The organism is Acidimangrovimonas pyrenivorans (genome assembly GCF_042643245.1).
Taxonomy (GTDB): domain Bacteria; phylum Pseudomonadota; class Alphaproteobacteria; order Rhodobacterales; family Rhodobacteraceae; genus Acidimangrovimonas; species Acidimangrovimonas pyrenivorans.
In genome coordinates, this window is sequence record NZ_JBHRSK010000010.1 from 131802 (window position 1) to 153104 (window position 21303).

Consider the following 21303-nt stretch of genomic DNA (forward strand, 5'->3'; position numbering starts at 1 on the left):
CTCTACAGGGTCAGCAGGTCGCCCATCGGCCGGCCCTCGTGCAGGTTGACGATGGTCTGGCCCAGAAGCGGCGCCACCGACAGCACCCGCAGCCGGTCGCCCAGGGCGTCGAGCGGCACCGCGAAGGGGGCGACGCTGTCGGTGACGGTGATGCCGGCGATCGCCGGGTCGTCCAGCGCCGCGATCGCCTTCTCCGTCATCATGCCGTGGGTCGCCAGCAGGTGCACCGCCGCCGCGCCGCGTTCGCGGCAGGCCGTCGCCGCCCGCACCATGGTGCCGCCGCCGACGATCATGTCGTCTAGGATGAACACCGTCCGGCCCTCGACATCGCCGGCGAACAGCGAACCGGAGACGACGCCGCTGCTGCGCCGCTTCTCCATGAAGCCGAAATCCACCGTCCGCCCGGTCTGGGCGACCAGCGCCTCGCGCAGCAATTCGGCCCGCTTGACCCCGCCGCCATCGGGCGAGACCACGGCGACGGGCCCCTCGGGCAGCCGCGCCGCGATGTCCGCGGCGAACAGCCGCCGGGTGTCGAGATGCAGGCTGCCGCGCCGATAGGCGTTCTGGAAGGCGATCACGGTGTGGACGTCGAGCGTCACCACCATGTCGGTGCCGACCGCCTCGAACAGCTGCGCGACATAGCGCGTGGTGACCGGGTCGCGCGGCTTGGTCTGCCGGTCCTTGCGCGAATAGGCCAGGTAGGGCACCAGCGCCGTTACCCGCCGCGCCCCGTTCTCGCGGCAGGCGGCAAGGAAGAACAGGAGCCGCAGCAGCCGGTCGTTGGCCGAGTAGCCGGGCGTGCCATTGAGATTGTGCAGGACGTAGACGTCGCGGCCGCGCACGCTGACCAGCGGCCGCGTCTTGTGCTCGCCGCCCTCGAAATCGCGCTCCTCATGCGGCGCCAGCTCGATCCCGGCCGCCGCCGCGGTGGCGGCGCCCAGCCCGTCCGATCCCTTGAGTGCGAAGAACAACATGGACCCAGACTGCGCCCGCAGCCGTCCGGCGCATTGATGCAAGTCAATGCGGCCTGAAATTCCGGGCGGTTAGCCTGTGCCAGTGAAGCGGGCGGCTGCGGCGGTCTCCGCGAAGCGGGCAGCACGGGAGCCGCGGGTGCGTTTCAAGGACAAGGTGGCATTTCTGAGCGAGCCGGGGGCCTATCCCTGGCCGGTCGATGCCGTCGAGACGGTCGAGACCCATACCGCGATGGTCTTCCTGGCCGGCGACCGGGCGCTGAAGCTGAAGAAGCCGGTGCGCTTCGGCGTCATCGACTTCTCCAGCCTCGAGCGGCGGGGGCATTTCTGCCGCGAGGAGCTGCGGCTCAACCGCCAGCTGGCCGGCCATGTCTATCGCGACGTCCGGCCGCTGGTCCGGGCGCCGGATGGCGGGCTGCGACTGGACGGTGCCGGCCACGTCGTCGACTGGCTGGTCGAGATGACGCGGCTGCCGGCCGACCAGTTCCTCGACCTGCGGCTGGCTGCCGGCGGCGTCGCCGAGGCCGAGATCGAGGCGGTGATGACCCTGCTGGCCGCCTTCTACCGGGCCCGCCGGGCCGAGGCGGCGGAGGGACTGGCCGAGGCCGGCGGGCCGGGCGCCTATTGCGACCACCTGCTGCAGGAATGCGAGACCAACGCCGCCCATCTCGACGCGATGGCCGCGCATCTGGGCCCCGACTACCGGCCCGAGATTGCCGCCACCGCGACGAAGCTGATGCAGCGCCACCGCGACGAGATCGAGGCGCGGGGCCGGGCCGGTCTGATCGTCGAGGGCCATGGCGACCTGCGGCCCGAGCATGTCTGCCTCGTCTCGCCGCCGGTGATCTTCGACCGGCTCGAATTCTACCCGCCGATGCGGCGCGTCGATATCTATGACGAGGTCAACTATCTCGGCCTCGAATGCGCGATGATGGGCGGCGACTGGATCTGGCCGCGGGTGCTGGAGCTGCTGGAACGGGCCCATGGCAACCCGCCTTCGGTGGCGCTGCTGGACGCCTATGGCGCCTTCCGGGCGCTGACCCGGGCGCGGCTGTCGATCGACCACCTGCGCGACCCCAAGCCGCGCAGCCCGCAGAAATGGCCGACCCAGGCGCGACGCTACATCGCCGTCGCCGCCCGGCTGCTGCAGCCTTTCCTGTCCTGAGGCCGGGCTGGCCGCAGCCTCAGCCGCAGCGTTCGCGCAGCAGGTCGTGGCCGGAGATATTCACCAGCCCCTCGGGATCGGTCACCTCGAACCGGCCCGGGTCGTGGATCACCAGCACGCCGCGATCCTCGAGCGCGTGCAGCGCCCGGCTGAGGGTTTCCGGCCGCGTTCCCAGGTGACGGGCCAGGTCGGCGCGGCTCAGCGGCAGGCGCACCGGGATCGGGCTGCCGTCCCAGTCGGTGCCGCGCCGCGCCAGCTCCTGCCGGCACAGGATCAGCAGGAAGGAGGCGACCCGCTCGACCGCCTTGCGGCCGCCGAGCAGCAGCAGCCATTCGCGCGCCGCGTCGATCTCGTCGAGGACGTTGATCATGAACAGCCGCTCGACCTCGGGCGCGGCTTCGAGGATCTCCTCGAAACCGGCGCGCTTGAAGCACAGCACCCTTGCGTCGGTCAGCGCCTCGACCTGATAGCTGGCCTCGGGATCGAAGACCCGGCCGCAAAGCTCGCCCGGCGTCAGCAGGCCGATGATGTTGCTGCGTCCGTCCGGAAGCCGCTTGATCAGGCCCAGCGTCCCTTCGAGGACGAGGCCGACGCCTTCGGCCGGGGCCCCGTCGGCGATCATCACCGTTCCCGCCGGAGCGTCGCGCAGCTCCGAAACGGCGGCGAGCGCGCGTCGGATATCCGCTGGCAATTGCGCCAGGAGGCGGGCCAGCATCTGACCTCCGGTCGAGGCCAGCGCGGCATCCAAGGGGGGCTCGGGGGCCGTGTCTGCCATGTCGTCTCTGCGTCGTCGCAGCCTGTTCGTCGCGTGCCTGCCAAGCGTGGCCTGATCTGATGGGTTTAGCAAGGCTTCGCGCTAAGGTTGTGGTTTCTGTCTCGCGCGGGCTATGTCGAGGCAAACTCGGGTGTTATACAAAAGCAGTAGATGTCGCATCGATTCTTCTGTGGCCGCCATCGCGGCGGCCGGTGGAAGCGGCGCTGGAATGCGGGGAGAGCTCATGCACGCATGCCATTCCACCGGGGTCGGGCCCGACTGCCATCTTTGTCCGATGTGCGATACGGGGCTGTGCGTGGCGGCCGGCCCGGCCGGACGAGAGGAGCTGATGCGCAAGGGCAACCTGCAGGATTTCGCTGCCAACGCCACGGTCTGGGACGAGAGCCGCGGCCGCGGCTGTGTCGGGGTTGTGGTCTCGGGCCTGTTGCGTCTGCAGAGCTATAACCTCGATGGCCGGCGCCAGATTCTGGCGCTCTACAGCTGCGGCGACGTGATCGGCGACGGCATGCTGCCGGCCGAGGGCTGCATGCTCGAGGCGGCGACGCCGGCGCGGATCTGCCGCTTCGAGAGCAGCGCGCTCGAGCGGCTGGTGCGGGGCGGCGGGATGGCACGCGCGCTCTACCGGCTGCGCACACTCAAGCTCGACCAGTTGCGGCTGCTGACCTGGGCGCTGGCGGCGCTCGACGCGGAAGAGCGGTTCTGCGCCTTCCTCGCCGCCTCGACCCGGGTCTTGCCCTACGCGCCGCTGCCGGCCCGGGCGGGGACCGGCCGGCGGGGTGGCGTGCTGACGCTGGAATTGCCGCGGGCCGACATTGCCGACCTGCTGGGAACGACGGTGGAATCGATCAGCCGGATCAGCACCCGGCTGGACGCCGCCGGCGTGATCCGGATTCGCGATGCCCGCCATTTCGAGATTCCGGATCTCGACCGCTTGATCGAGATGGGCTGCCTCGAGAACACCTTCGACAATATCCGCTTCGCCTGCGAGGAAAGCAGGCCGCGACAGCCGGCGGACCGGAAGAACTTCGTCGCCGAAAGGCTGTCCCGGCCGAGCGCGGCAGCCGTCTATCCACGTCCGCCGAGTCTCCCGCGCCCGCCGCGCCCGCCGCGCGCGCCGCGCGCGCCGCTTCGCGCTGCGCCGGCGGCGCGGAATGACCCCCGTCAATGACCCTCTGATCCGGCGCTGCCAGAGTGGCGGCGTCCGGTCGTCCCTGCCACAGTCAAGCCGTGCGGGCGGCCGGATCGTGGCCGGCGCGCCGCTTCCAGCCGCGATGCGCCGGGCCCGTTTCCGACATGGCAGAGACAGGAGACGAGAGATGGCGAAGAGCAAATCGGAAAAGACGGATGTGAAGGTGACGCAGGCACCGGCGGGGCCGACGCCCGGGGCTCGGCCCGAGGTGCGGCCCGAGTCGCGACTGTCGCCGCTGACCAGCCTGCGCGGTGAGATCGACCGGTTGTTCGAGGATTTCGACTGGCCCGATTTCCGCCTTCCGGGCCACCGCCGGCGCGGCATCGGGCCGTTCCGACAGATCGGCGACCTGTGGTCGGACGTGCCGGCGATGGACCTGGTCGAGCGCGACGGCGAGTACGAGTTGCAGGCCGAGCTGCCCGGCGTCGCGCCGGGCGAGGTCGAGGTCAAGCTCTCCGAGGGCATGCTGACGATCAAGGGCGAGAAGTCGGCCGAACGCAGCGAGGAGAAGGAGGACTATCACCTGCGCGAGCGCAGCTATGGCAGCTTCCAGCGCAGCTTCGGCCTGCCCAGCGGCGTCGACGAGGACAAGGTGGCGGCGAAATTCGTCAATGGCGTGCTGACCGTCACCCTGCCCAAGAGCGCCGAAGCGCGCCAGAAGGAACGCAAGATCGAGGTGAAGTCTGCCTGACCGGACACCGGACCGACGGGACCGCGGACTGACCGGACCGCGGAGCCGTGCGGCAAGAGATGGCCGGGGGAAAAGAAGGGCCGGGAAGGTTTCCCTTCCCGGCCGTTTCTCGCCTGCGGTCCCTCGCGGCGCGGGCGGGCGTCAGGTCCGCGCCATTACCGCGACATCCGTGGCGAAGGCGCCTTTCTCGCCGTCCCGCTCACGGAAGCGCAGGCGATCCCCGATCTCGAGCGTTTCCCAATCGCCGCTGACCAGCGAGTCGCGCTGGAAATAGACCTCGCGGCCGTCATCGGCCCGCAAGTGGCCCCAGCCAAGCTCGTCCTCGAGCTCGACGATCTCGCCATGCAGTTCCGGCGGATGGTGTTTGACATGGACACCGCCGATGACCTCGCGCTTGGCTTTCAGCCGGCCTTCGAGGGCGGTGAAGGCCGCGTTGACGGCGCGGATGACGTCATCGGCCGCGTGACCGTGACGGACATGGCGGGCGACGTTCAGGTTGGGGCCGGGGATTTCCAGCTGCACCCGCACGTCGAAGCCACGCCCGGTGACGCGGCGCTTCTGCGGGGCGTCGATCACCACAGTGCAGCCGATGATGTTCGGATGGAACTTGTCCAGCGCCTCGATCCGCTCGTTGACGATGCTGTCGACGGCCGGCGAATGATCCATGTTGCGCCAGGTGATGATCGGATGGGTTCTCATTTCGATTCTCCCCTTAAGTCTTCGGGATGCCTTTACTTTGACCACATGGGGCGGGGCTCACCTTGACCAAAATCAAACCTGCGTGCGGGACGGAACGAAAATTGTCGGCGCCGGGTCAGGGGGCCGTTTCGCCATCGCCGGACGCCGCCTTCAGCAGGCGGGCGACCTCGTCGTCCGAGACCTGCGGGAAGCTGCGGTAATGGGCGCCGACGGCACCGAAATAGCCCGGCAGGTCGAGCGCCACGACATCGTCGACCATGGCCTTCAAGACCTCCAGCGAGTCGCGCGCCGCGACCGGCACGGCGAGCACGATCCGGGTCGCCCCGGCCGCGCGCGCGGCCCGCACCGCCGCCCGCATCGTCGCCCCGGTGGCGATGCCGTCATCGACGATGATCGCGCTACGCTCGCGCAGCTCCGGGGCAGGCCGGTCGCCGAGGTAGAGCCGGCGCCGGCGCTGCAGCTCGGCCCGTTCCGGTTCGGCCAGGGCGGCGATCTCGTCTTCGTCCAGCCCCGCCATCCGGGCGACATCGCGGTTGATCACCAGGTGTTCGCCCGCCGGCCCGGCGATCGCCGCGACCGCCAGCTCCGGCTGGCTTGGCAGGCCGACCTTGCGCACCAGAAGCAGGTCGAGCGGCAGGTGATGCCGCGCCGCCACCTCGGCCGCCACCGGCACGCCGCCGCGGGGCAGGGCCAGCACGATCGCCGGCGGCCCCTCCGGCACGCCCGCCGGCGGGTGCAGCAGCGGGGTGAGCGCCTCGGCAAGCTGGCGGCCGGCCTCTGCGCGATCGGTGAACATGACACTCCTCCCTTGTCCGCTCGTCCCCTCGGCGCGTCGCTTGCCTCACCGCTTGGCCGGATCGCTTCCGTCCCCTCCGTCGCGGACGATCCGCAGCAGCGCCTCCGACGACAGCCCGATCGGATCGACGGCCCAGGCCCGGGCCAGGCGGCGGCGCAGCAGCGGGCTCATCTCGCGCTCGAGGATATCCATCATCTCCGGCGGGGCAATGACCGCGAGCCGGTCGAAATCGGCGGCGCGGCGATGGGTGTCGAGCAGGGTGAGGACGGCATGGACGAAGGCCTCGCTGTCGCGGTCGAGCGCCGTTGCGCCGTCGCCCGGCGGGGGCATCGCGGCCCCGTCCAGGTCGAGCGCCGCGCGCAGATGGCGGTGATCTGCGCGCATCACCAGCTCGGCGCCGGACGGCGGCGCCCGGCCGTCAGCGCGCGCCCCGTCCAGACCTCTCAGGATACGCGCCCGGGACGTGTTCATCGCCAAAATCCACTGGACCTCACTTTCCATCCCGATGGACCTCTCACCCCCGAGTCCTGCCACTATGACAGCGGTGGCGCGGCGGCTCATTGACCGCCGTCAATGCGGCCGGCCGCGCCGCGCTGCAGAAAGACGAAAACCGCAAGTCTCGAAGATTTTCATTGCCTTGTAGGCAAAGGAATGCTGAAGTTTCGCCAGGGAGAGGTGATTTGTCACAACAGTTATCAGTCGCGCGACAGGAGATCGACGAGGCCGACCAGATGCGGGCCGGCTTCTACCGTCTGCTGGCGCGGTTGCTGGCGGCGCCGGCCGATGCCGAGGTGCTCGCTCTGGTCGCCGGGCTGCAGGGCGACGAGAGCGAGATGGGCGCGGCGATCGCCGATCTGGCGGCGCGGGCCGCCGACGCCACGCCCGGCTCTGCGCGCGATGAGTTCGAATTGCTGTTCAACGGGCTCGGCCGCGGGCTGCTCTTGCCATACGCCTCCTACTACCTGACCGGATTTCTGAACGAGAAGCCGCTGGCGCGGCTGCGGGCCGACATGGCGCCCCTGGGTATCGCCCGCAGCGCCGACAGCGGCGAGCCCGAGGATCACATCTCGGCGCTGATGGACATGATGGCCGGGCTGATCGAGGGCGCCTTCGGCGCGCCGCAGCCGCTGGCCGCGCAACAGGATTTCTTCGCCAAGCATATCGGGACCTGGGCACCGCATTTCTATGCCGATCTCGAGAAGCTGCCGCAGGCGGAACTCTACGCCCCGGTGGGGCGGATGGGCCGGCTGTTCATGGCGATCGAGGCCGCCGCTTTCGAGATGTAGCGGCCGTTTCCGAGTTTCCCGTGCGCCGGCGAAGACGCCCGGCCGCGCGCGGGAGGTGTCAACGGGGCGTCACGAAGAGGAGAATTCGATGGAGGAGAAGACCGAAGGCGTCCGCACGGATCGCCGGGGCTTCCTGAAATTCGCCGGTCTCGGAACCATCGCCGGAGGGGCCGCCCTGGCCACCGGCGCAACGACCGAGAGCGCCGAAGCCGCCCAGCCCGATACGGGCCAGGGCTATCGGGAAACCGCCCATATCAAGGCCTATTACGACTCCGCCCGTTTCTGAGCGGAGACTGCATTAAGGCCGCCGGCGGCTGATCCGCCGGGCGGAGTTTTTTCATACGGAGAGTAAGATGCTCAGGAAGAAGACAAATGGGGTAGCGAGAGGCCCCCGGCTGTCCTCGGCTGGTGCAGAGCTCGGAACCGCGGCGATCGACCGCCGCACGTTCCTCAAGCGTTCGGGCCTCACCCTCGGTGGGGCCGCCGCCGTCTCGACCCTGTCGGGCGGGATGGTGCAACGCGCCGAAGCTCAAACCGCCGCTGCTGCCGGTGCCCTTGAGACGAAGAAGACGGTCTGCACGCATTGCGCCGTCGGCTGCACGGTGATCGCAGAGCTCGATCACGGCGTCTGGACACGGCAAGGGGTCGGCATCGATTCTCCGTTCAGCGTCGGCGGCCATTGCGCCAAGGGCGCCGCCGTGCGCGAGCACGCCCATGGCGACCGCCGCCTGAAGCATCCGATGAAGCTGGTCGGCGGCAAGTGGCAGCGGGTCTCGTGGGAAGACGCGATCAACGAGATCGGCGACAAGATGCTCGAGGTGCGCGACAATGCCGGGCCCGATTCGGTCTACTGGCTGGGCTCGGCCAAGCATTCGAACGAGCAGGCCTACCTGATGCGCAAGTTCGCCGCCTACTGGGGCACGAACAACGTCGACCACCAGGCGCGGATCTGTCACTCGACCACGGTCGCGGGTGTTGCCAACACCTGGGGCTACGGCGCGATGACCAATTGCTTCAACGACATCCATAACAGCCGCGCGATCATCCTGTTCGGCTCGAACCCGGCCGAGGCGCACCCGGTGTCGCTGCTCCACCTGCTCAAGGCGAAGGAGGAGAACAACGCGCCGCTGATCGTCTGCGATCCGCGCTTCACCCGGACCGCGGCCCATGCCGACGAATTCGTCCGCTTCCGGCCCGGCACCGATGTCGCGCTGGTCTGGGGCATCCTGTGGCACATCTTCAAGAACGGCTGGGAGGACAAGGACTATATCCGCCGTCGCGTCTGGGGGATGGACCAGATCAAGCAGGAGGTGAGCAAGTGGACCCCCGACGAGGTCGAGCGGGTCACCGGCGCGCCGGGCTCGCAGCTCGAGCGGGTGGCGCAGACGCTGGCCAACAACCGGCCGGCGACGCTGGTCTGGTGTATGGGCGGGACCCAGCACACCAACGGCTCGTCCAACACCCGGGCCTATTCGATCCTCCAGCTCGCGCTGGGCAACATCGGCAAGGAAGGCGGCGGCGCCAACATCTTCCGCGGCCATGACAACGTCCAGGGCGCGACCGACCTTGGCGTGCTGGCCGATACCCTGCCGGGCTATTACGGCCTCTCCGCCGGCGCCTGGGCGCACTGGTCCCGGGTCTGGGAGGAGGATCTCGACTGGATGAAGGGCCGTTTCGCCACGATGAAGGGCAAGAACGGCAAGAACAAGGCGATGATGAACCAGACCGGCATCCCGGTGTCGCGCTGGATCGACGGCGTTCTCGAGGCCAAGGAGAACCTCGAACAGCCCGACAACACCAAGGTGATGGTGTTCTGGGGCCATGCGCCGAACTCGCAGACCCGTCTGCCGGAGATGCGCAAGGCGATGAGCATGCTCGACATGCTGGTGGTCGTCGATCCCTATCCGACGATGAGCGCGGTGCTGCAGGATCGCCAGGACGGCGTCTACCTGCTGCCGGCGACGACCCAGTTCGAGACCTACGGATCGGTGACGGCCTCCAACCGCTCGATCCAGTGGCGCGAGAAGGTGATCGAGCCGCTGTTCGAGTCCAAGGTCGACCACGAGATCATGTATCTTCTGGCCAAGAAGCTGGGCTTCGCCGACCGCATGTTCCGCAACATCAAGGTCGAGGGCGACATCCCGCTGGTCGAGGACGTGACCCGCGAATGGAACCGCGGCATGTGGACCATCGGCATGACCGGGCAGTCGCCCGAGCGGCTGAAGTCGCACATGAAGTACCAGCACACCTTCGACAAGACCTCGCTGCGCGCGGTCGGCGGGCCGCATGACGGCGAGTTCTACGGTCTGCCCTGGCCCTGCTGGGGGACGCCGGAGCTTGGCCATCCCGGTTCGGCGGTGCTCTACAATACCGAGATCCCGGTGGCGAAGGGCGGCATGGGCTTCCGCGCCCGCTTCGGTGTCGAGCGCAACGGCGAGAACCTGCTCGCCGAGGACAGCTATCCGGTCGGATCGGAGATCAAGGACGGCTATCCGGAGTTCACCGTCGGCATGCTGCGCGGCCTCGGCTGGGACAAGGACCTGACCGCGGAAGAGATGGCGGCGATCAAGAAGGTCGCCGGATCGGAGGACCAGGCCGCGATCGACAAGGTCAACTGGAAGGTCGACCTGTCCGGCGGCATCCAGCGGGTGGCGATCAAGCATGGCTGCGCCCCCTATGGCAACGCCAAGGCCCGCGCGGTGGTCTGGACCTTCCCCGACCCGGTGCCGCTGCACCGCGAACCGCTCTACGCGCCGAACCGGGAACTGGTGGCCGATTATCCGACCATCGCCGACAAGACCTTCTGGCGCCTGCCGACGGCCTTCGAGTCGATCCAGAAGAACGACTATTCCAAGGACTTCCCGCTGATCATGACCTCGGGGCGTCTGGTGGAATACGAGGGTGGCGGCGACGAGACCCGGTCGAATCCCTGGCTCGCCGAGCTCCAGCAGGAGATGTTCGTCGAGATCAACACCTACGATGCCAACAACCTGGGCATCCGCGACAAGGAGCAGGTCTGGCTCTACAGCCCGTCCGGCGGCAAGATCAAGGTCGCGGCGATGGTGACCGAGCGGGTGGGGCGCGGCGTCGTGTTCACGCCGTTCCACTTCGGCGGCCAGTTCGAGGGCACGGATCTGAGGGACAAGTATCCCGAAGGCTCGGACCCGATCGTGCTGGGCGAGGCCTGCAACACGGCGCAGACCTATGGCTACGACATGGTCACGCAGATGCAGGAAACGAAGACCACGCTCTGCCGGATCGAGCGGGCGTAAGGGAGGAATGACATCATGGCACGTATGAAATTCCTCTGCGACGCCGAGCGCTGCATCGAGTGCGAGGCCTGCGTCACCGCCTGCAAGAACGAGAACGAGGTGCCCTGGGGCATCAACCGGCGCCGGGTGGTCACCATCCACGACGGCCAGCCCGGGGAACGCTCGATCTCGGTCGCCTGCATGCATTGCTCGGACGCGCCCTGCATGGCGGTGTGTCCGGTCGATTGCTTCTACCACACCTCGGAAGGCATCGTCCTGCACAACAAGGACCTGTGCATCGGCTGCGGCTACTGCTTCTACGCCTGCCCCTTCGGGGCGCCGCAATACCCGCAGGCCTCGAGCTTCGGCTCGCGCGGCAAGATGGACAAGTGCACCTTCTGCGCCGGTGGCCCGGAACCCGACGGCTCGCCCGAGGAGTTCCAGAAATACGGCCGCAACCGGATCGCCGAGGGCAAGCTGCCGCTCTGCGCCGAGATGTGCTCGACCAAGGCGCTGCTGGCCGGGGACGGCGACACGATCTCGGCGATCTATCGCGAGCGGATCGTGGCGCGCGGCTTCGGCGCGGGCGCCTGGGGCTGGGGCACCGCCTACCAGGCCAAGGGCGGCTGAGCGCCGGCTGAGCCATCAGCCGATGAAAAGAGGACCGGGACGCGATTTTCGCGTCCCGGCGACGCCGGGCCTCGGTCCGGCACCTCTTGTCACATGTTTCGGGAGTGAAGCGATGTTGAGTCCGAGAGCGCCCCGTCCGGGGCGTCAGGCCCGCCATCCACGGGGACCCGCGCAGGGTCTTGTCGGGGTGCTCGCCCTGTTGGTGGCGGTCGCGCTGGGTGCGGTCGCGACGCCGGGGCTGGCCCAGACGGACGCGGCGCCGCTGCTGCCGTCCAAGATCCAGCCGGAGCTGCCGCCGCTCTTGCCGCAGAAGATGACGACCGAGCTGCCGGCCGGCACCCCGGTCGAACCGCCGTCGAGCAGCAAGTCGGTGCGGCCGCCGGCGAATGCCACGACCAATGTGCTGCCGCCGGGGCCGGACATGATCGGTGGCGTTCTGGGCAACCGCTCGGACGGCGAGATCTGGCACGACATCCGCCTCGGCGCGACCGGCTCCACCCAGGCCGACGGGCCGAGCGCCGGCAACATGATCCAGTCGCAGGGCGAGGTCTGGCGCCTGCTGCGGACCGAGCGGCTGCTGCCCTGGGGCGCGCGGCTGCTGCTGGCCATCCTGGTGTTGCTGGTGATCTTCCGGCTGGTCCGCGGCCGGATCAAGCTCAAGGGCGGGCGCACCGGCCGGGTGATCCCGCGCTTCTCGCTGGTCGAGCGGGTGGTGCACTGGTTCATGGCCGTCTTGTTCGTGCTGCTCGGCGTCACCGGGCTGATCATCCTTTTCGGCCGGCCGCTGCTGATCCCCTTGATCGGGCCCGAGGCCTTCGCGGCGCTGGCCAGCGCCTCGATGCAGGGCCACAACCTGTTCGGGCCGCTGTTCATCCTCGCGATCCTGGCGCTGTTTTTCACCTTCCTGCGCGGCAATTTCTTCCAGCTGGTCGATCTGAAATGGCTGCTCAAGGGCGGCGGCTTCCTGGGCGGGCATGTCAGCTCGCACCGCTACAATTTCGGCGAGAAGACCTGGTTCTGGTGGGCCACCGCCTGCGGCATCGCCCTGTCGCTCAGCGGACTGGTGATGCTGTTCCCCGACCATCTGCCGGGGATGTTGCAGCAGGCCGCCGCCCAGGTCCCGCCCGAGCGTCCGTTGCTGCAGCTGGCCACCCTTGTCCACGCCATCGCCGCGCTGGCGTTCATCGCCTTCGGGCTGGGCCACATGTATATCGGCACGCTCGGGATGGAGGGCGCGCTCGAGGGCATGACCCGCGGCACCGTGGACGAGACCTGGGCCAAGGAACACCATGACCTCTGGTACGAGGCCCACATGGCCGAGGCCAGCACCGACCAGTCGGCGGCTGAGGTCAAGGCCGCCGCCGGCGAAGTCTGAGGAGAGACCGATGAGCTTTCTGCAACTGACCGAAGGACCGCTGTGGTACCTGGCTTCGGCCGTCTTCGTGATCGGCGTATTGTGGCGGCTGATCGGCCTCATTCGGCTGGGCAGGCCGGTGGATCGCAGCGTCGCCCGCTCCTCGGGCTTCGGCGGCGCGCTCAAGGCGATCGCGCTGCATTCGGTGCCCCATGGCGGCAATCTCAAGCGCACGGTCTACCATTTCGTCACCGGCTATGCCTTCCACCTCGGCCTGTTCGCGCTGCTGCTCTTCGCGGCGCCGCATGTCGCCTTCATCAAAGACCGGCTGATCGGCGTCGGCTGGACGCCGATGCCGCGCTGGGGCTTCCTGATCGCGGCCGAGGCGGCCTTTGCCGGGCTGATCCTGATGTGGGTGCGGCGCAAGACCGATCCGGTGATGCGGCGCCTCAGCGATGCCGACGACCATATCGGCACCTGGCTGACCTTCATCACCATGCTGACCGGCTGCCTGGCGCTGCAGGAGGCGCATGACGGGCTGCGGGCGATCCACATGCTCTGCGTCGAGGCGCTGCTGATCTACTTCCCGTTCAGCCGCCTGATGCACGCCTTCACCTTCGTCTTCAGCCGGTCCTATACCGGCGCAACCTATGGCCGCAGAGGGGTGACGCCATGACCGACACCGCGACCAACCCGCCCGGGGCGCCCGAGACCCCCGCCAAGACGCGCGAGGTGAACACCCAGGCGGCGATCGACAAGTTCCTCGCCGTCACCGGCAGCCATGTCGCCTCCTATCTCGACGCCTGCATCCATTGCGGCCAGTGCAGCCAGGCCTGCCATTTCCACGAGGTGACGCGCGATCCGAAATACACCCCGGCGCTGAAGCTGCAGCCGATCACCCGGGTCTACAAACGCCACAAGGCGCCGCTGTCCGGCCTCAAGAAGATGTTCGGCCTGGTGCCGCCCGAGCTGACCGCCGACTACCTGATCGAGCAGCAGGAGCTGTTGTTCGACAGTTGCACCATGTGCGGCCGCTGCACCGAGGTCTGCCCGATGGGGATCGACATCGCCTCGATCGTCGGCCTGTCGCGGCAGGCGATGGTGGCGGCGGGGCTGGGCCCCGAGGACCTGATGGAGGCGGCCGAGAACTCGCGCTCCAAGGGCAGCCCGCTGGGGCTGACGCCCGAGGTGCTGTCGGACCGGATCGACTGGCTGGCCGACGACAACGAGGTCGAGATCCCGCTCGACCGCGACAAGGCGGACGTGCTGATCACGGTATCGTCGATCGAGATGATGAAATATCCCGATTCCATCGTCGCCATGGCCAAGCTGCTCAACCATGCCGGGGTCGACTGGACGATCAGCTCCAAGGGCTACGAGGCGACCAATTTCGGCGTGCTCTCGGGCAAGTCGGACGTTGCCAAGATCATGGTCGAGCGGCTGGTCGAGGCCGGCGAGGCGGTGGGCGCCAAGATGCTGGTGATCCCCGAATGCGGCCATGCCTATGGCGCGATGCGCTGGAGCGGGGCGAATATCCTCGGCCGGCCGCTGCCCTTCGAGGTTTCCCACGTCACCGAGTTCGTCGCCGGGCTGGTGCGCGACGGCAAGCTCAAGCTGAAGAAGAGCGATACCTCGGTCACCTATCACGATCCCTGCCAGGTCTCGCGCCGGGGCGGGGCGACGCAGGCGGCACGCGACATCCTCGGCGCCTTCGCCACCGATTTCCGCGAGATGGACCCGCATGGCAACCACAACTGGTGTTGCGGCGGCGGCGGCGGGGTGCAGGCGATGGGCAGCGCCGCCGAGTTGCGCCACAAGGTGTTCCAGATCAAGATCGACCAGGTCGAGGCGACCGGGGCCGAGCAGATGGTTTCGGCCTGCGCCAATTGCCGGCTGACCATGGACGAGAGCCGGACCGCGCTGGGCTGGCAACGCGAGGTGCAGAGCCTGGTCGAGGTGCTGGCCGATCAGCTGGACGAGTGACGCCCGCAGGGGGCAGGCTGCAGGAGCCGCCCGGCGGGGGGCGAAGAAGGAAACGTGAAATGAGTGAAGACGGGTTCAACATGTCGCTGCGCAAGTTCCTCAAGCAGGTCGGCGTGACCTCGCAGCAGCAGATCGAGGCGCTGGTGCGCGCGGGGGCGGCCGGCGAGGGCCCGCTGAAGCTGCGGATGCAGTTGACCGCCGAGGGCACAGAGCTGAAACATGTCGTCGAGGGCGAGATCGAGCTGCCCTGACCGTGTCCCCGGATACCCTTTCCCCGCCCGCCTTGCCGCCGCTGCTGACCGGCCATACCGTGCCCGCGGGCACGGCCCCGATGCTGATTGCCTGGGAGGGCGCGCGCGCCGGGCGGCTGGGCGCGGGCGACCTGTGCTGGTCCGATGCGACCGACGAGGCGCGCGCGGCGCTGGTGCTCGAGCCCGAGGCGCCGCTGGAGGTGGCGCTGCAGATGGGGCCGGCGATGCTGGTGGCGATCTGCGACGCGCTGGGCGCGATCGGCCCGCCCAACCTGGCGATGGGCCTGCGCTGGCCCGGGCTGGTGCTGGCCAATGGCGGCCGGGTCGGCCGGGTTGACCTTGCCGCCGCCGAGACGGCGCCCGGGGCCGTGCCCGACTTCCTGCTCGTCGGCTTCACGCTGAGCCTGACGCTGCCGCGCGAGCTGCGCGACGCCCCCGGAACGGCGGCCCATATCACGGCGCTGCACGAGGAGGGCTGCGGCGATATCGACCACAGCGCCCTGATCGGTGCCGTCGCCCGGCATTTCCTCTCGGCGCTGGATGCCTGGGAGCATGACGGCTTCGGCGCCCTCCATGCCGCGCTGACCCCGCGGCTGGACACGGTGACCGAGGCCGGCGACCGGCTGGTCGGGGTGGACGAGGCCGGCGGGGCGATCATCGGCACGGGCCAGCGCGCGCGCGGCGTGACGCTGGCGGAAGGGTTCGGCATCCGGGGAGGGGCGGCATGATCTGGAAATCGGCGGGGCTGCACCTGACCGAACGGCTCGGGAACGGCTGGCTGGCGGTCAGCCCGGATTTCCTGCGCGCCTATTACACGCGGCCCGAAATCCATCCGGTCGCGGAGAGCTGCGCCGCCGAGCACGCGCTGTTCGAGCGGCTGATGGAGACCCCGGACGCCGCCGTCACCGAGGCCGACCTGGCCGCCATCGCCGACCGCGACACGGCCGCCAACTACGCCCTCGTGCTGCGCTTCCGCGACCACCTGCTGGCGGCGGGCTCGATCGAGGCGGGCTATCGCGGCCTGTTCCTGCCCGCGGCGCCGCAGGTGCCGCCGCTGTTCATCGGCCAATTGGCGCATCTGATCATGGCCAATCTGCTGACGGGCGAGACCGACGCGGTGACGGCGCGGGCGGGCGAGCTGTTCTTCCGCGACCAGGTGGCGATGACCGACGAGGGGCAGTTGATGCTGGCCGATGCCGAGGTGGTCGAGACCAGCGCCCAGCCCGGGGCCCAGCCCGGCGCGCTGCTCGATCCCGGCCGGCCGATGCGCGAGGTGGCGTTGGACAAGCTGACGCCGCAGAACGCCGATGCCTATTGGCCGCGCGCCGACCGCTTCGATTTCGCGCTCGACTTCCGCTTTGCCGAGCCGGGACAGGACGCCTTCGCCCGGCTGATCGAACGCTGGCTGGCGCATTTCCTCGATCTGCCGGTGCGGGTCCAGCCGCTGCAATCGGTGCAGAACCAGAGCTGGCCCTGGCATGTCGGGCTGGATGCCGAGGCGACGCGGATCCTCAACGCGCTCTACCAGGGCGCGGAGCTGCCGGAAGCGGGCCAGGGCCGGATCGCGGCGCTGTTCCGGATGGAGATCGAGGCGCCCGAGCGGGTGATCGAGCGGCTGCGCGGCAAGCCGGTCTTCCTCGGCCTTGCGGTCGAGGCGGGCGGCAAGGTCCGGATGAAGCCGCAGAACCTGCTGGTGAACCTGCCGCTGGTCGAGGCGCGGCAGTAGCGCGCGCTCCTCGGCCGCGTCGCGCCCCGTCGCCATCCGGGGCGAAGCGGTGCCGAAGGCCCCGATGAGCGCAGCGCCTCACTCGTCGCTGAGGAAATCGTCGATCGACAGCCCCTTCTCGTCGGCGGCGAGGTAATCCTCGGTGGTCCGGGTGCGGCGCGGATGGGCGATGGCGAAGGGATCGGCGCCGCCCTTCGACAGTTCGGCCAGCCGGCAGGCATCGCACATCCGGATCAGCCGGGCGCTGTCCTCGTCGGCGAACATCCGGTGCTTGCCCGCCAGCGTCCGTTCCACCGCCCGCAGCATGGCGCCGGCGGCGAAGGGCTTGCCGCAGGAGATGCATTCCGCCGGCTCGTCCTCGTTCAGCGTCACCGGCCGCATCGCCGCCGGCGACAGGTTGTAGCGCGGCTGCAGCGTGATCGCGTCCTCGGGGCAGGTGGCGGCGCAGAGGCCGCATTGCACGCAGGCGCTCTCGACGAAGCGCAGCTGCGGCCGCTCGGCAGTGTCGCGCAGCGCGTCGACCGGGCAGGCGGTGACGCAGGCCAGGCACAGGGTGCAGCTGTCGGTGTCGACCGCGACCGCGCCATAGGGCGCGCTGTCGGGCAGGGCGAAGACTTCCGCCGCCGGCTTGCCAGCCTCGGCCAGCGCGGACAGGGCGCTGCGCGCCACCTCGCGCTTGCCGCCGCGCGGGGCGGGGGCGCTGCGGCTGATCTCGGGCAACTCGGGCAGGGCATGAAGCGCCGTCGCGACCGCGTCGGGATCGGTCTCCATCAGGGTGACGACGCGGTTGCCGGCCAGGCCGAACCCGGCCAGCAGCGCCTCGGTCAGCTCGGCCTCGGCCGCCAGCGCGGCGAACTCCTCGGCCTTGGCGGGATCGGCCAGCACGACCACCTGGCGGAAGCCGGCGGCAAGGGCGGCGGCGAGGACGTCATGGCCGACACCGCTGGCGGAATGCAGCTCCCACGGGATCACCCGCGCCGGCAGCCCGCGGCCGAACCGTGCCATGGCGCCGATCAGCGGCGTGCCGTGGCCGGCATCGTGCAGCAGCAGCACCGGGGCCTTGCCGCCGGCGGCAAGGTAGCTGCGCGCCAGCGTCTGGATGCGGGCGATCTGGTCGGACCGGGTCGGGTAGCTGTAGGAGATCGCCCCGGTCGGGCAATGGGCGGCGCAGTTGCCGCAGCCGCCGCAGATGCCGGGATCGACGAAGACGCCGTCGCCATCGGGGGTGATCGCCCCGGCCGGGCAATGGTCGAGGCACTTGGTGCAGCCGGTCAGGCGCGAGCGTTGATGGGCGCAGATCGCGGCGTCGTAGCCGACATAGAGCGGCTTCTCGAAGGTGCCGACGTAATCCGAGGCGTCGAGGATCGCCTCCAGCACCGCCGCCGGGTTGCCCGGATCGGCGCGGAAATAGCCGTCGCGCCCGCCGGGGCGCGGGAACAGCGCCGCGCCGCCGCTGATGTCGAAGATCACGCTGCACTGGGTGCGGGCGCCGTTGCGGGCCATGGTGAACTCGGCCGTGCCGCGCGACGAGGGCAGCAACGCGGCATAGCCGTCGACCGTCAGCTCGAACCCGCCCAGCGAGCCGGCCGCCTTGGCGACCCGGCCGCTGAAGATCGGGAAATCGAGCACCGGCGGCAGGAGAAGATCGCCCGGATCGGTCAGCAACAGCGTCACCGACAGCGTCCGGTTGAGCCGCGCCGCCGCCTCGAACGCCACCTGGCCCGCGCCGATGACGAGGCAGAGCCCGTCGCTTTCGATCTCGCGCAGGCGGGCCGGGGTGATCGGCTGCTGCGCCGCCGCGATCAGCGCCGCCATCTTCGGCACCGGCGAAGCCTTGTCCCCGGTCCAGCCCGCCGTTTCGCGGATATTGACGAAGGTGACATCGGCGCGCCCCGCCTCGCCGGCGATCTCGGCGAAAAGCGGGCTTTCCTGGGCGCAGGCGACGCAGAGCGGAGCGTCGCCCGCCAGCGCCTCCTCGAAGCTGCCGATCTCGGCCCGGCACAGGTGGCGGTGGAACGAGACGGTGTCGCCGTCGCCCAAGGCCTTGCCCAGCCCGTCGCGCCCGACCGCCATCGAGCCTTCACAATTGCACAGGAATACCCGCTTCGAACCCGTGGACATTCGATAATCCTTGTTGTCTGCTTCCAACAGCTTATTCTCCAAATCGGAGGAGGCAACAGCGATTGCCTTGAAAGTGTGAGGGAGCAGGGTGTGTCGCGGGAAATGACCATCATGCTCGGCGTGATCGCGGAGAAACGCCAGTCGATTTCGCGCTGGGCCAAGGACTACTGGATCCCGGTCGGCGTCATGCTGGCCCCGGCGGATCTGGAGGCCGGCGACGTGCTGGTCAGCGACGACCGCATGACGCGCTACTACATGGGCCGCTTCGATCTCACCTGCTATGCCGCCGATACCGAGGCCTATGTCGAGAATTTCGACAGCGGCGCGCCGGCGCTCTATGTCGTGCTGCGCCGCGATACCGAGGGCACGCATCCGCTCGACTGGTTCGTCCACCTCGTCACCGCCTCGCCGCACGAGGCGCAGGATTGCGAGGTTGGTTCGGAGGATCTCATCGAGCGGCTGCCGATGCCGCCCGAGATCGAGGCGGCGATGCTGGATTTCCTCGACAGCTATCACGTCGAGAAGAAATTCGTGAAGCGGCGCCGCGACAAGCTGGATGTCGAGGAACAGAAATTCGGCAAGCAGCCGATCTTCCTGCAGCGCAAGCGCGGCGGAGGGGGGCTGGATGGCTGACAGGGAGGGCTTTGCCGCCCGCTGGTCGCGGCGCAAGCGCGAGGTCGAGGTCGAGGCGGCGGAAGAGACGAGGGCCGTTGCGCCCGATCCGCTGGCCGAGGCCGAGGCCGAACGGGCGGCGCGGGAGGAGGAAGAGGCCAACCGGCTGGCGGCCGAGGCGGTCGACCTCGACGCGGTGGAATATGGCGACGATTTCTCGCTCTTCCTCAAGCGCGGCGTGCCCGATGCCCTGCGCCGCAAGGCGCTGCGGAAGTTCTTCACCTCCGATCCGCTGCTGGCCAATCTCGACGGGCTGAACGATTACGACGAGGATTACAACAACCCCGCGCACCTGGTTTACAAGTCGAGCTGGGACGCGGTGCGCGGTTTCCTCGGCGAGGCCGAGGAGACGGTGGAGAAAGCGGGCGAGCGGCTGGACGAGGCGGGCGAGGCGCTCGATGCGCTGACGCCCGCGGAGGAGGGGCCCGCGCCGCAGGAGGTCGAAACGGAGGCGGAGGAAGCCGGGCCGGAACATGCCGCAGAGGCGGTGCAACCGTCCGAGGAGACCCCCGAGGCGCCCGGGGAGCCGGCGCCGCGCCGGGTGTCCTTGCGCCGGCGGCTACAGGGATAGCGGAACAGCGAAGGGAGGCGTTGTGGCGATCGAGGCGAAACAGGTTCTGGAGCAGCTCAAGCGGGTCAAGGGGCCCGACCTGACCGGCAATATCGTCGATCTCGGGCTGGTCTCCGACATCGTGGTGCAGGGCGAAAAGGTGATCTTCTCGGTCACCGTGCCGACGCAGCTTGCGGCCCAGCTCGAACCGCTGCGGGCGGCGGCCGAGAAGGCGGCGACGGCGGCGCCCGGCGTGGCGCAGGCGTTGGTGACGCTGACTGCCGCCAGTGCCGAGAAGACGCCCGATCCCGCCCCCGTCCGCCCGGCGCCGAAAGAATCGCAGGCCGGCGAGGTGCCGCCGCCGATGCTCAAGCAGGCCGGGCAACGGCCGCCGCCCGGCGCCAAGGCCCCGGTGCCCGGCATCGGCGCCATCGTCGCCGTCGCCTCGGGCAAGGGCGGGGTCGGCAAGTCGACCACCTCGGTCAATATCGCGCTGGCGCTGGCGGCCAACGGCCAGCGCGTCGGCATCCTCGACGCCGATATCTACGGCCCGTCGATGCCGCGCCTGCTGCGGGTCTCGGGCCGGCCCGACGCCGGCGAGGACGGGGTGATCGAGCCGCTCGAAGCCTACGGCATCAAGGTGATGTCGATGGGCTTTCTCGTCGACGAGGAAGAGCCGATGATCTGGCGCGGGCCGATGGTGATCCAGGCCCTGACCCAGATGCTGCGCGAGGTGAACTGGGGCGAGCTCGACGTGTTGATCGTCGACATGCCGCCGGGCACCGGCGACGCCCAGCTGACCATGGCGCAGAGCGTGCCTCTGGCCGGCGCGATCATCGTCTCGACACCGCAGGACCTTGCCTTGATCGACGCTCGCAAGGGCTTGAACATGTTCCGCAAAGTCGATGTCCCGATCCTCGGCCTGGTCGAGAACATGTCGATGTTCATCTGTCCCGATTGCGGCGGCCGGCACGACATCTTCGGCCATGGCGGCGCCCGCGACGAAGCCAAGCGGATCGGCGTGCCCTTCCTTGGCGAGGTGCCGCTGGAGATGGCGATCCGGGCCAATTCCGACGGCGGCACCCCGATCGTGATCGCCGATCCCGAGGGGCCGCAGGCGACGATCTACCGCGAGATCGCCGCCAAGGTCTGGGACCGGCTGGGCGCCGAGCGGCGGATGGCGGGGAGCTGAG

Annotated in this window: 22 protein-coding genes; 16 read left to right on the plus strand and 6 right to left on the minus strand. The window is 69.2% G+C overall.

Annotated features, from left to right (window positions below; all coding sequences use genetic code 11):
• Positions 1-2: 2 nt before the first annotated feature.
• Complete coding sequence (locus ACFOES_RS13775; RefSeq protein WP_377833875.1) at positions 3-974, minus strand: ribose-phosphate diphosphokinase; 972 nt, start codon at positions 972-974, stop codon at positions 3-5.
• Positions 975-1110: 136 nt separating this feature from the next.
• Between ACFOES_RS13775 and ACFOES_RS13780 the strand changes: the two genes are divergently transcribed.
• Positions 1111-2136, plus strand: a complete 1026-nt coding sequence (locus tag ACFOES_RS13780) for a hypothetical protein (RefSeq protein ID WP_377833876.1) — start codon at positions 1111-1113, stop codon at positions 2134-2136.
• Between the two features lie 19 nt (positions 2137-2155).
• On the opposite strand, the gene ACFOES_RS13785 is transcribed toward ACFOES_RS13780, so the two are convergent.
• Complete coding sequence (locus ACFOES_RS13785; protein WP_377833877.1) at positions 2156-2851, minus strand: Crp/Fnr family transcriptional regulator; 696 nt, start codon at positions 2849-2851, stop codon at positions 2156-2158.
• A gap of 229 nt (positions 2852-3080) precedes the next feature.
• On the opposite strand from ACFOES_RS13785, the gene ACFOES_RS13790 reads away from it, so the two are divergent.
• Complete coding sequence (locus tag ACFOES_RS13790) at positions 3081-4079, plus strand: Crp/Fnr family transcriptional regulator (protein ID WP_377833878.1); 999 nt, start codon at positions 3081-3083, stop codon at positions 4077-4079.
• A 148-nt stretch (positions 4080-4227) separates the two neighbouring features.
• Positions 4228-4791 carry an Hsp20/alpha crystallin family protein gene (locus tag ACFOES_RS13795; protein ID WP_377833879.1) on the plus strand — a complete coding sequence of 188 codons (564 nt, stop codon included), beginning with the start codon at positions 4228-4230 and terminating at the stop codon, positions 4789-4791.
• A 141-nt stretch (positions 4792-4932) separates the two neighbouring features.
• On the opposite strand, the gene ACFOES_RS13800 is transcribed toward ACFOES_RS13795, so the two are convergent.
• The 3 genes from ACFOES_RS13800 to ACFOES_RS13810 form a co-directional block, all read right to left on the minus strand.
• Positions 4933-5490 (minus strand): HPF/RaiA family ribosome-associated protein, encoded by a 558-nt coding sequence (locus tag ACFOES_RS13800; protein WP_377833880.1) that lies wholly within the window; start codon positions 5488-5490, stop codon positions 4933-4935.
• Positions 5491-5605: 115 nt separating this feature from the next.
• Positions 5606-6286: a phosphoribosyltransferase gene (locus tag ACFOES_RS13805; RefSeq protein ID WP_377833881.1), complete on the minus strand. Its 681-nt coding sequence runs from the start codon at positions 6284-6286 to the stop codon at positions 5606-5608.
• 45 nt (positions 6287-6331) lie between these two features.
• Complete coding sequence (locus ACFOES_RS13810; protein ID WP_377833882.1) at positions 6332-6757, minus strand: host attachment protein; 426 nt, start codon at positions 6755-6757, stop codon at positions 6332-6334.
• A 209-nt stretch (positions 6758-6966) separates the two neighbouring features.
• On the opposite strand from ACFOES_RS13810, the gene ACFOES_RS13815 reads away from it, so the two are divergent.
• The 10 genes from ACFOES_RS13815 (at position 6967) to ACFOES_RS13860 (ending at position 16767) form a co-directional block, all read left to right on the plus strand.
• Positions 6967-7572: a TorD/DmsD family molecular chaperone gene (locus ACFOES_RS13815; protein WP_377833883.1), complete on the plus strand. Its 606-nt coding sequence runs from the start codon at positions 6967-6969 to the stop codon at positions 7570-7572.
• Positions 7573-7660: 88 nt separating this feature from the next.
• Positions 7661-7858, plus strand: coding sequence for a twin-arginine translocation signal domain-containing protein (locus tag ACFOES_RS13820; protein ID WP_377833884.1), 198 nt, complete (start codon positions 7661-7663; stop codon positions 7856-7858).
• 67 nt (positions 7859-7925) lie between these two features.
• Positions 7926-10844 (plus strand): formate dehydrogenase subunit alpha, encoded by a 2919-nt coding sequence (locus tag ACFOES_RS13825; RefSeq protein WP_377833885.1) that lies wholly within the window; start codon positions 7926-7928, stop codon positions 10842-10844.
• A 15-nt stretch (positions 10845-10859) separates the two neighbouring features.
• Positions 10860-11453 (plus strand): formate dehydrogenase FDH3 subunit beta, encoded by a 594-nt coding sequence (fdh3B, locus tag ACFOES_RS13830; RefSeq protein ID WP_377833886.1) that lies wholly within the window; start codon positions 10860-10862, stop codon positions 11451-11453.
• Positions 11454-11640: 187 nt separating this feature from the next.
• Complete coding sequence (locus ACFOES_RS13835; RefSeq protein ID WP_377833887.1) at positions 11641-12828, plus strand: formate dehydrogenase subunit gamma; 1188 nt, start codon at positions 11641-11643, stop codon at positions 12826-12828.
• 10 nt (positions 12829-12838) lie between these two features.
• Complete coding sequence (locus ACFOES_RS13840) at positions 12839-13483, plus strand: hypothetical protein (RefSeq protein ID WP_377833888.1); 645 nt, start codon at positions 12839-12841, stop codon at positions 13481-13483.
• Positions 13480-14790 carry a (Fe-S)-binding protein gene (locus ACFOES_RS13845; protein WP_377833889.1) on the plus strand — a complete coding sequence of 437 codons (1311 nt, stop codon included), beginning with the start codon at positions 13480-13482 and terminating at the stop codon, positions 14788-14790. The genes ACFOES_RS13840 and ACFOES_RS13845 overlap by 4 nt, the downstream gene beginning before the upstream one ends.
• 59 nt (positions 14791-14849) lie before the next feature.
• A complete protein-coding gene (locus ACFOES_RS13850) occupies positions 14850-15041 on the plus strand; it encodes a DUF6494 family protein (RefSeq protein WP_377833890.1) in 192 nt (63 codons plus the stop codon).
• Between the two features lie 32 nt (positions 15042-15073).
• Positions 15074-15769 (plus strand): biotin/lipoate--protein ligase family protein, encoded by a 696-nt coding sequence (locus tag ACFOES_RS13855; RefSeq protein ID WP_377833891.1) that lies wholly within the window; start codon positions 15074-15076, stop codon positions 15767-15769.
• The gene (locus ACFOES_RS13860) at positions 15766-16767 is read left to right on the plus strand and encodes a DUF6352 family protein (protein ID WP_377833892.1); all 1002 of its coding nucleotides are present in this window, start codon (positions 15766-15768) and stop codon (positions 16765-16767) included. Before ACFOES_RS13855 ends, ACFOES_RS13860 begins: the two co-directional genes overlap by 4 nt.
• A gap of 78 nt (positions 16768-16845) precedes the next feature.
• On the opposite strand, the gene ACFOES_RS13865 is transcribed toward ACFOES_RS13860, so the two are convergent.
• On the minus strand, positions 16846-18888 hold the full coding sequence (locus tag ACFOES_RS13865) for a 4Fe-4S binding protein (RefSeq protein ID WP_377833893.1): 2043 nt from the start codon (positions 18886-18888) through the stop codon (positions 16846-16848).
• Positions 18889-18990: 102 nt separating this feature from the next.
• On the opposite strand from ACFOES_RS13865, the gene ACFOES_RS13870 reads away from it, so the two are divergent.
• From ACFOES_RS13870 to ACFOES_RS13880, 3 genes are read left to right on the plus strand one after another with little or no spacing between them, the layout of a single operon-like run.
• Positions 18991-19521, plus strand: coding sequence for a DUF3305 domain-containing protein (locus ACFOES_RS13870; RefSeq protein ID WP_377833894.1), 531 nt, complete (start codon positions 18991-18993; stop codon positions 19519-19521).
• Positions 19514-20131: a DUF3306 domain-containing protein gene (locus tag ACFOES_RS13875; protein WP_377833895.1), complete on the plus strand. Its 618-nt coding sequence runs from the start codon at positions 19514-19516 to the stop codon at positions 20129-20131. The genes ACFOES_RS13870 and ACFOES_RS13875 overlap by 8 nt, the downstream gene beginning before the upstream one ends.
• A 22-nt stretch (positions 20132-20153) precedes the next feature.
• Positions 20154-21302: an Mrp/NBP35 family ATP-binding protein gene (locus ACFOES_RS13880; protein WP_377833896.1), complete on the plus strand. Its 1149-nt coding sequence runs from the start codon at positions 20154-20156 to the stop codon at positions 21300-21302.
• Position 21303: the final 1 nt, after the last annotated feature.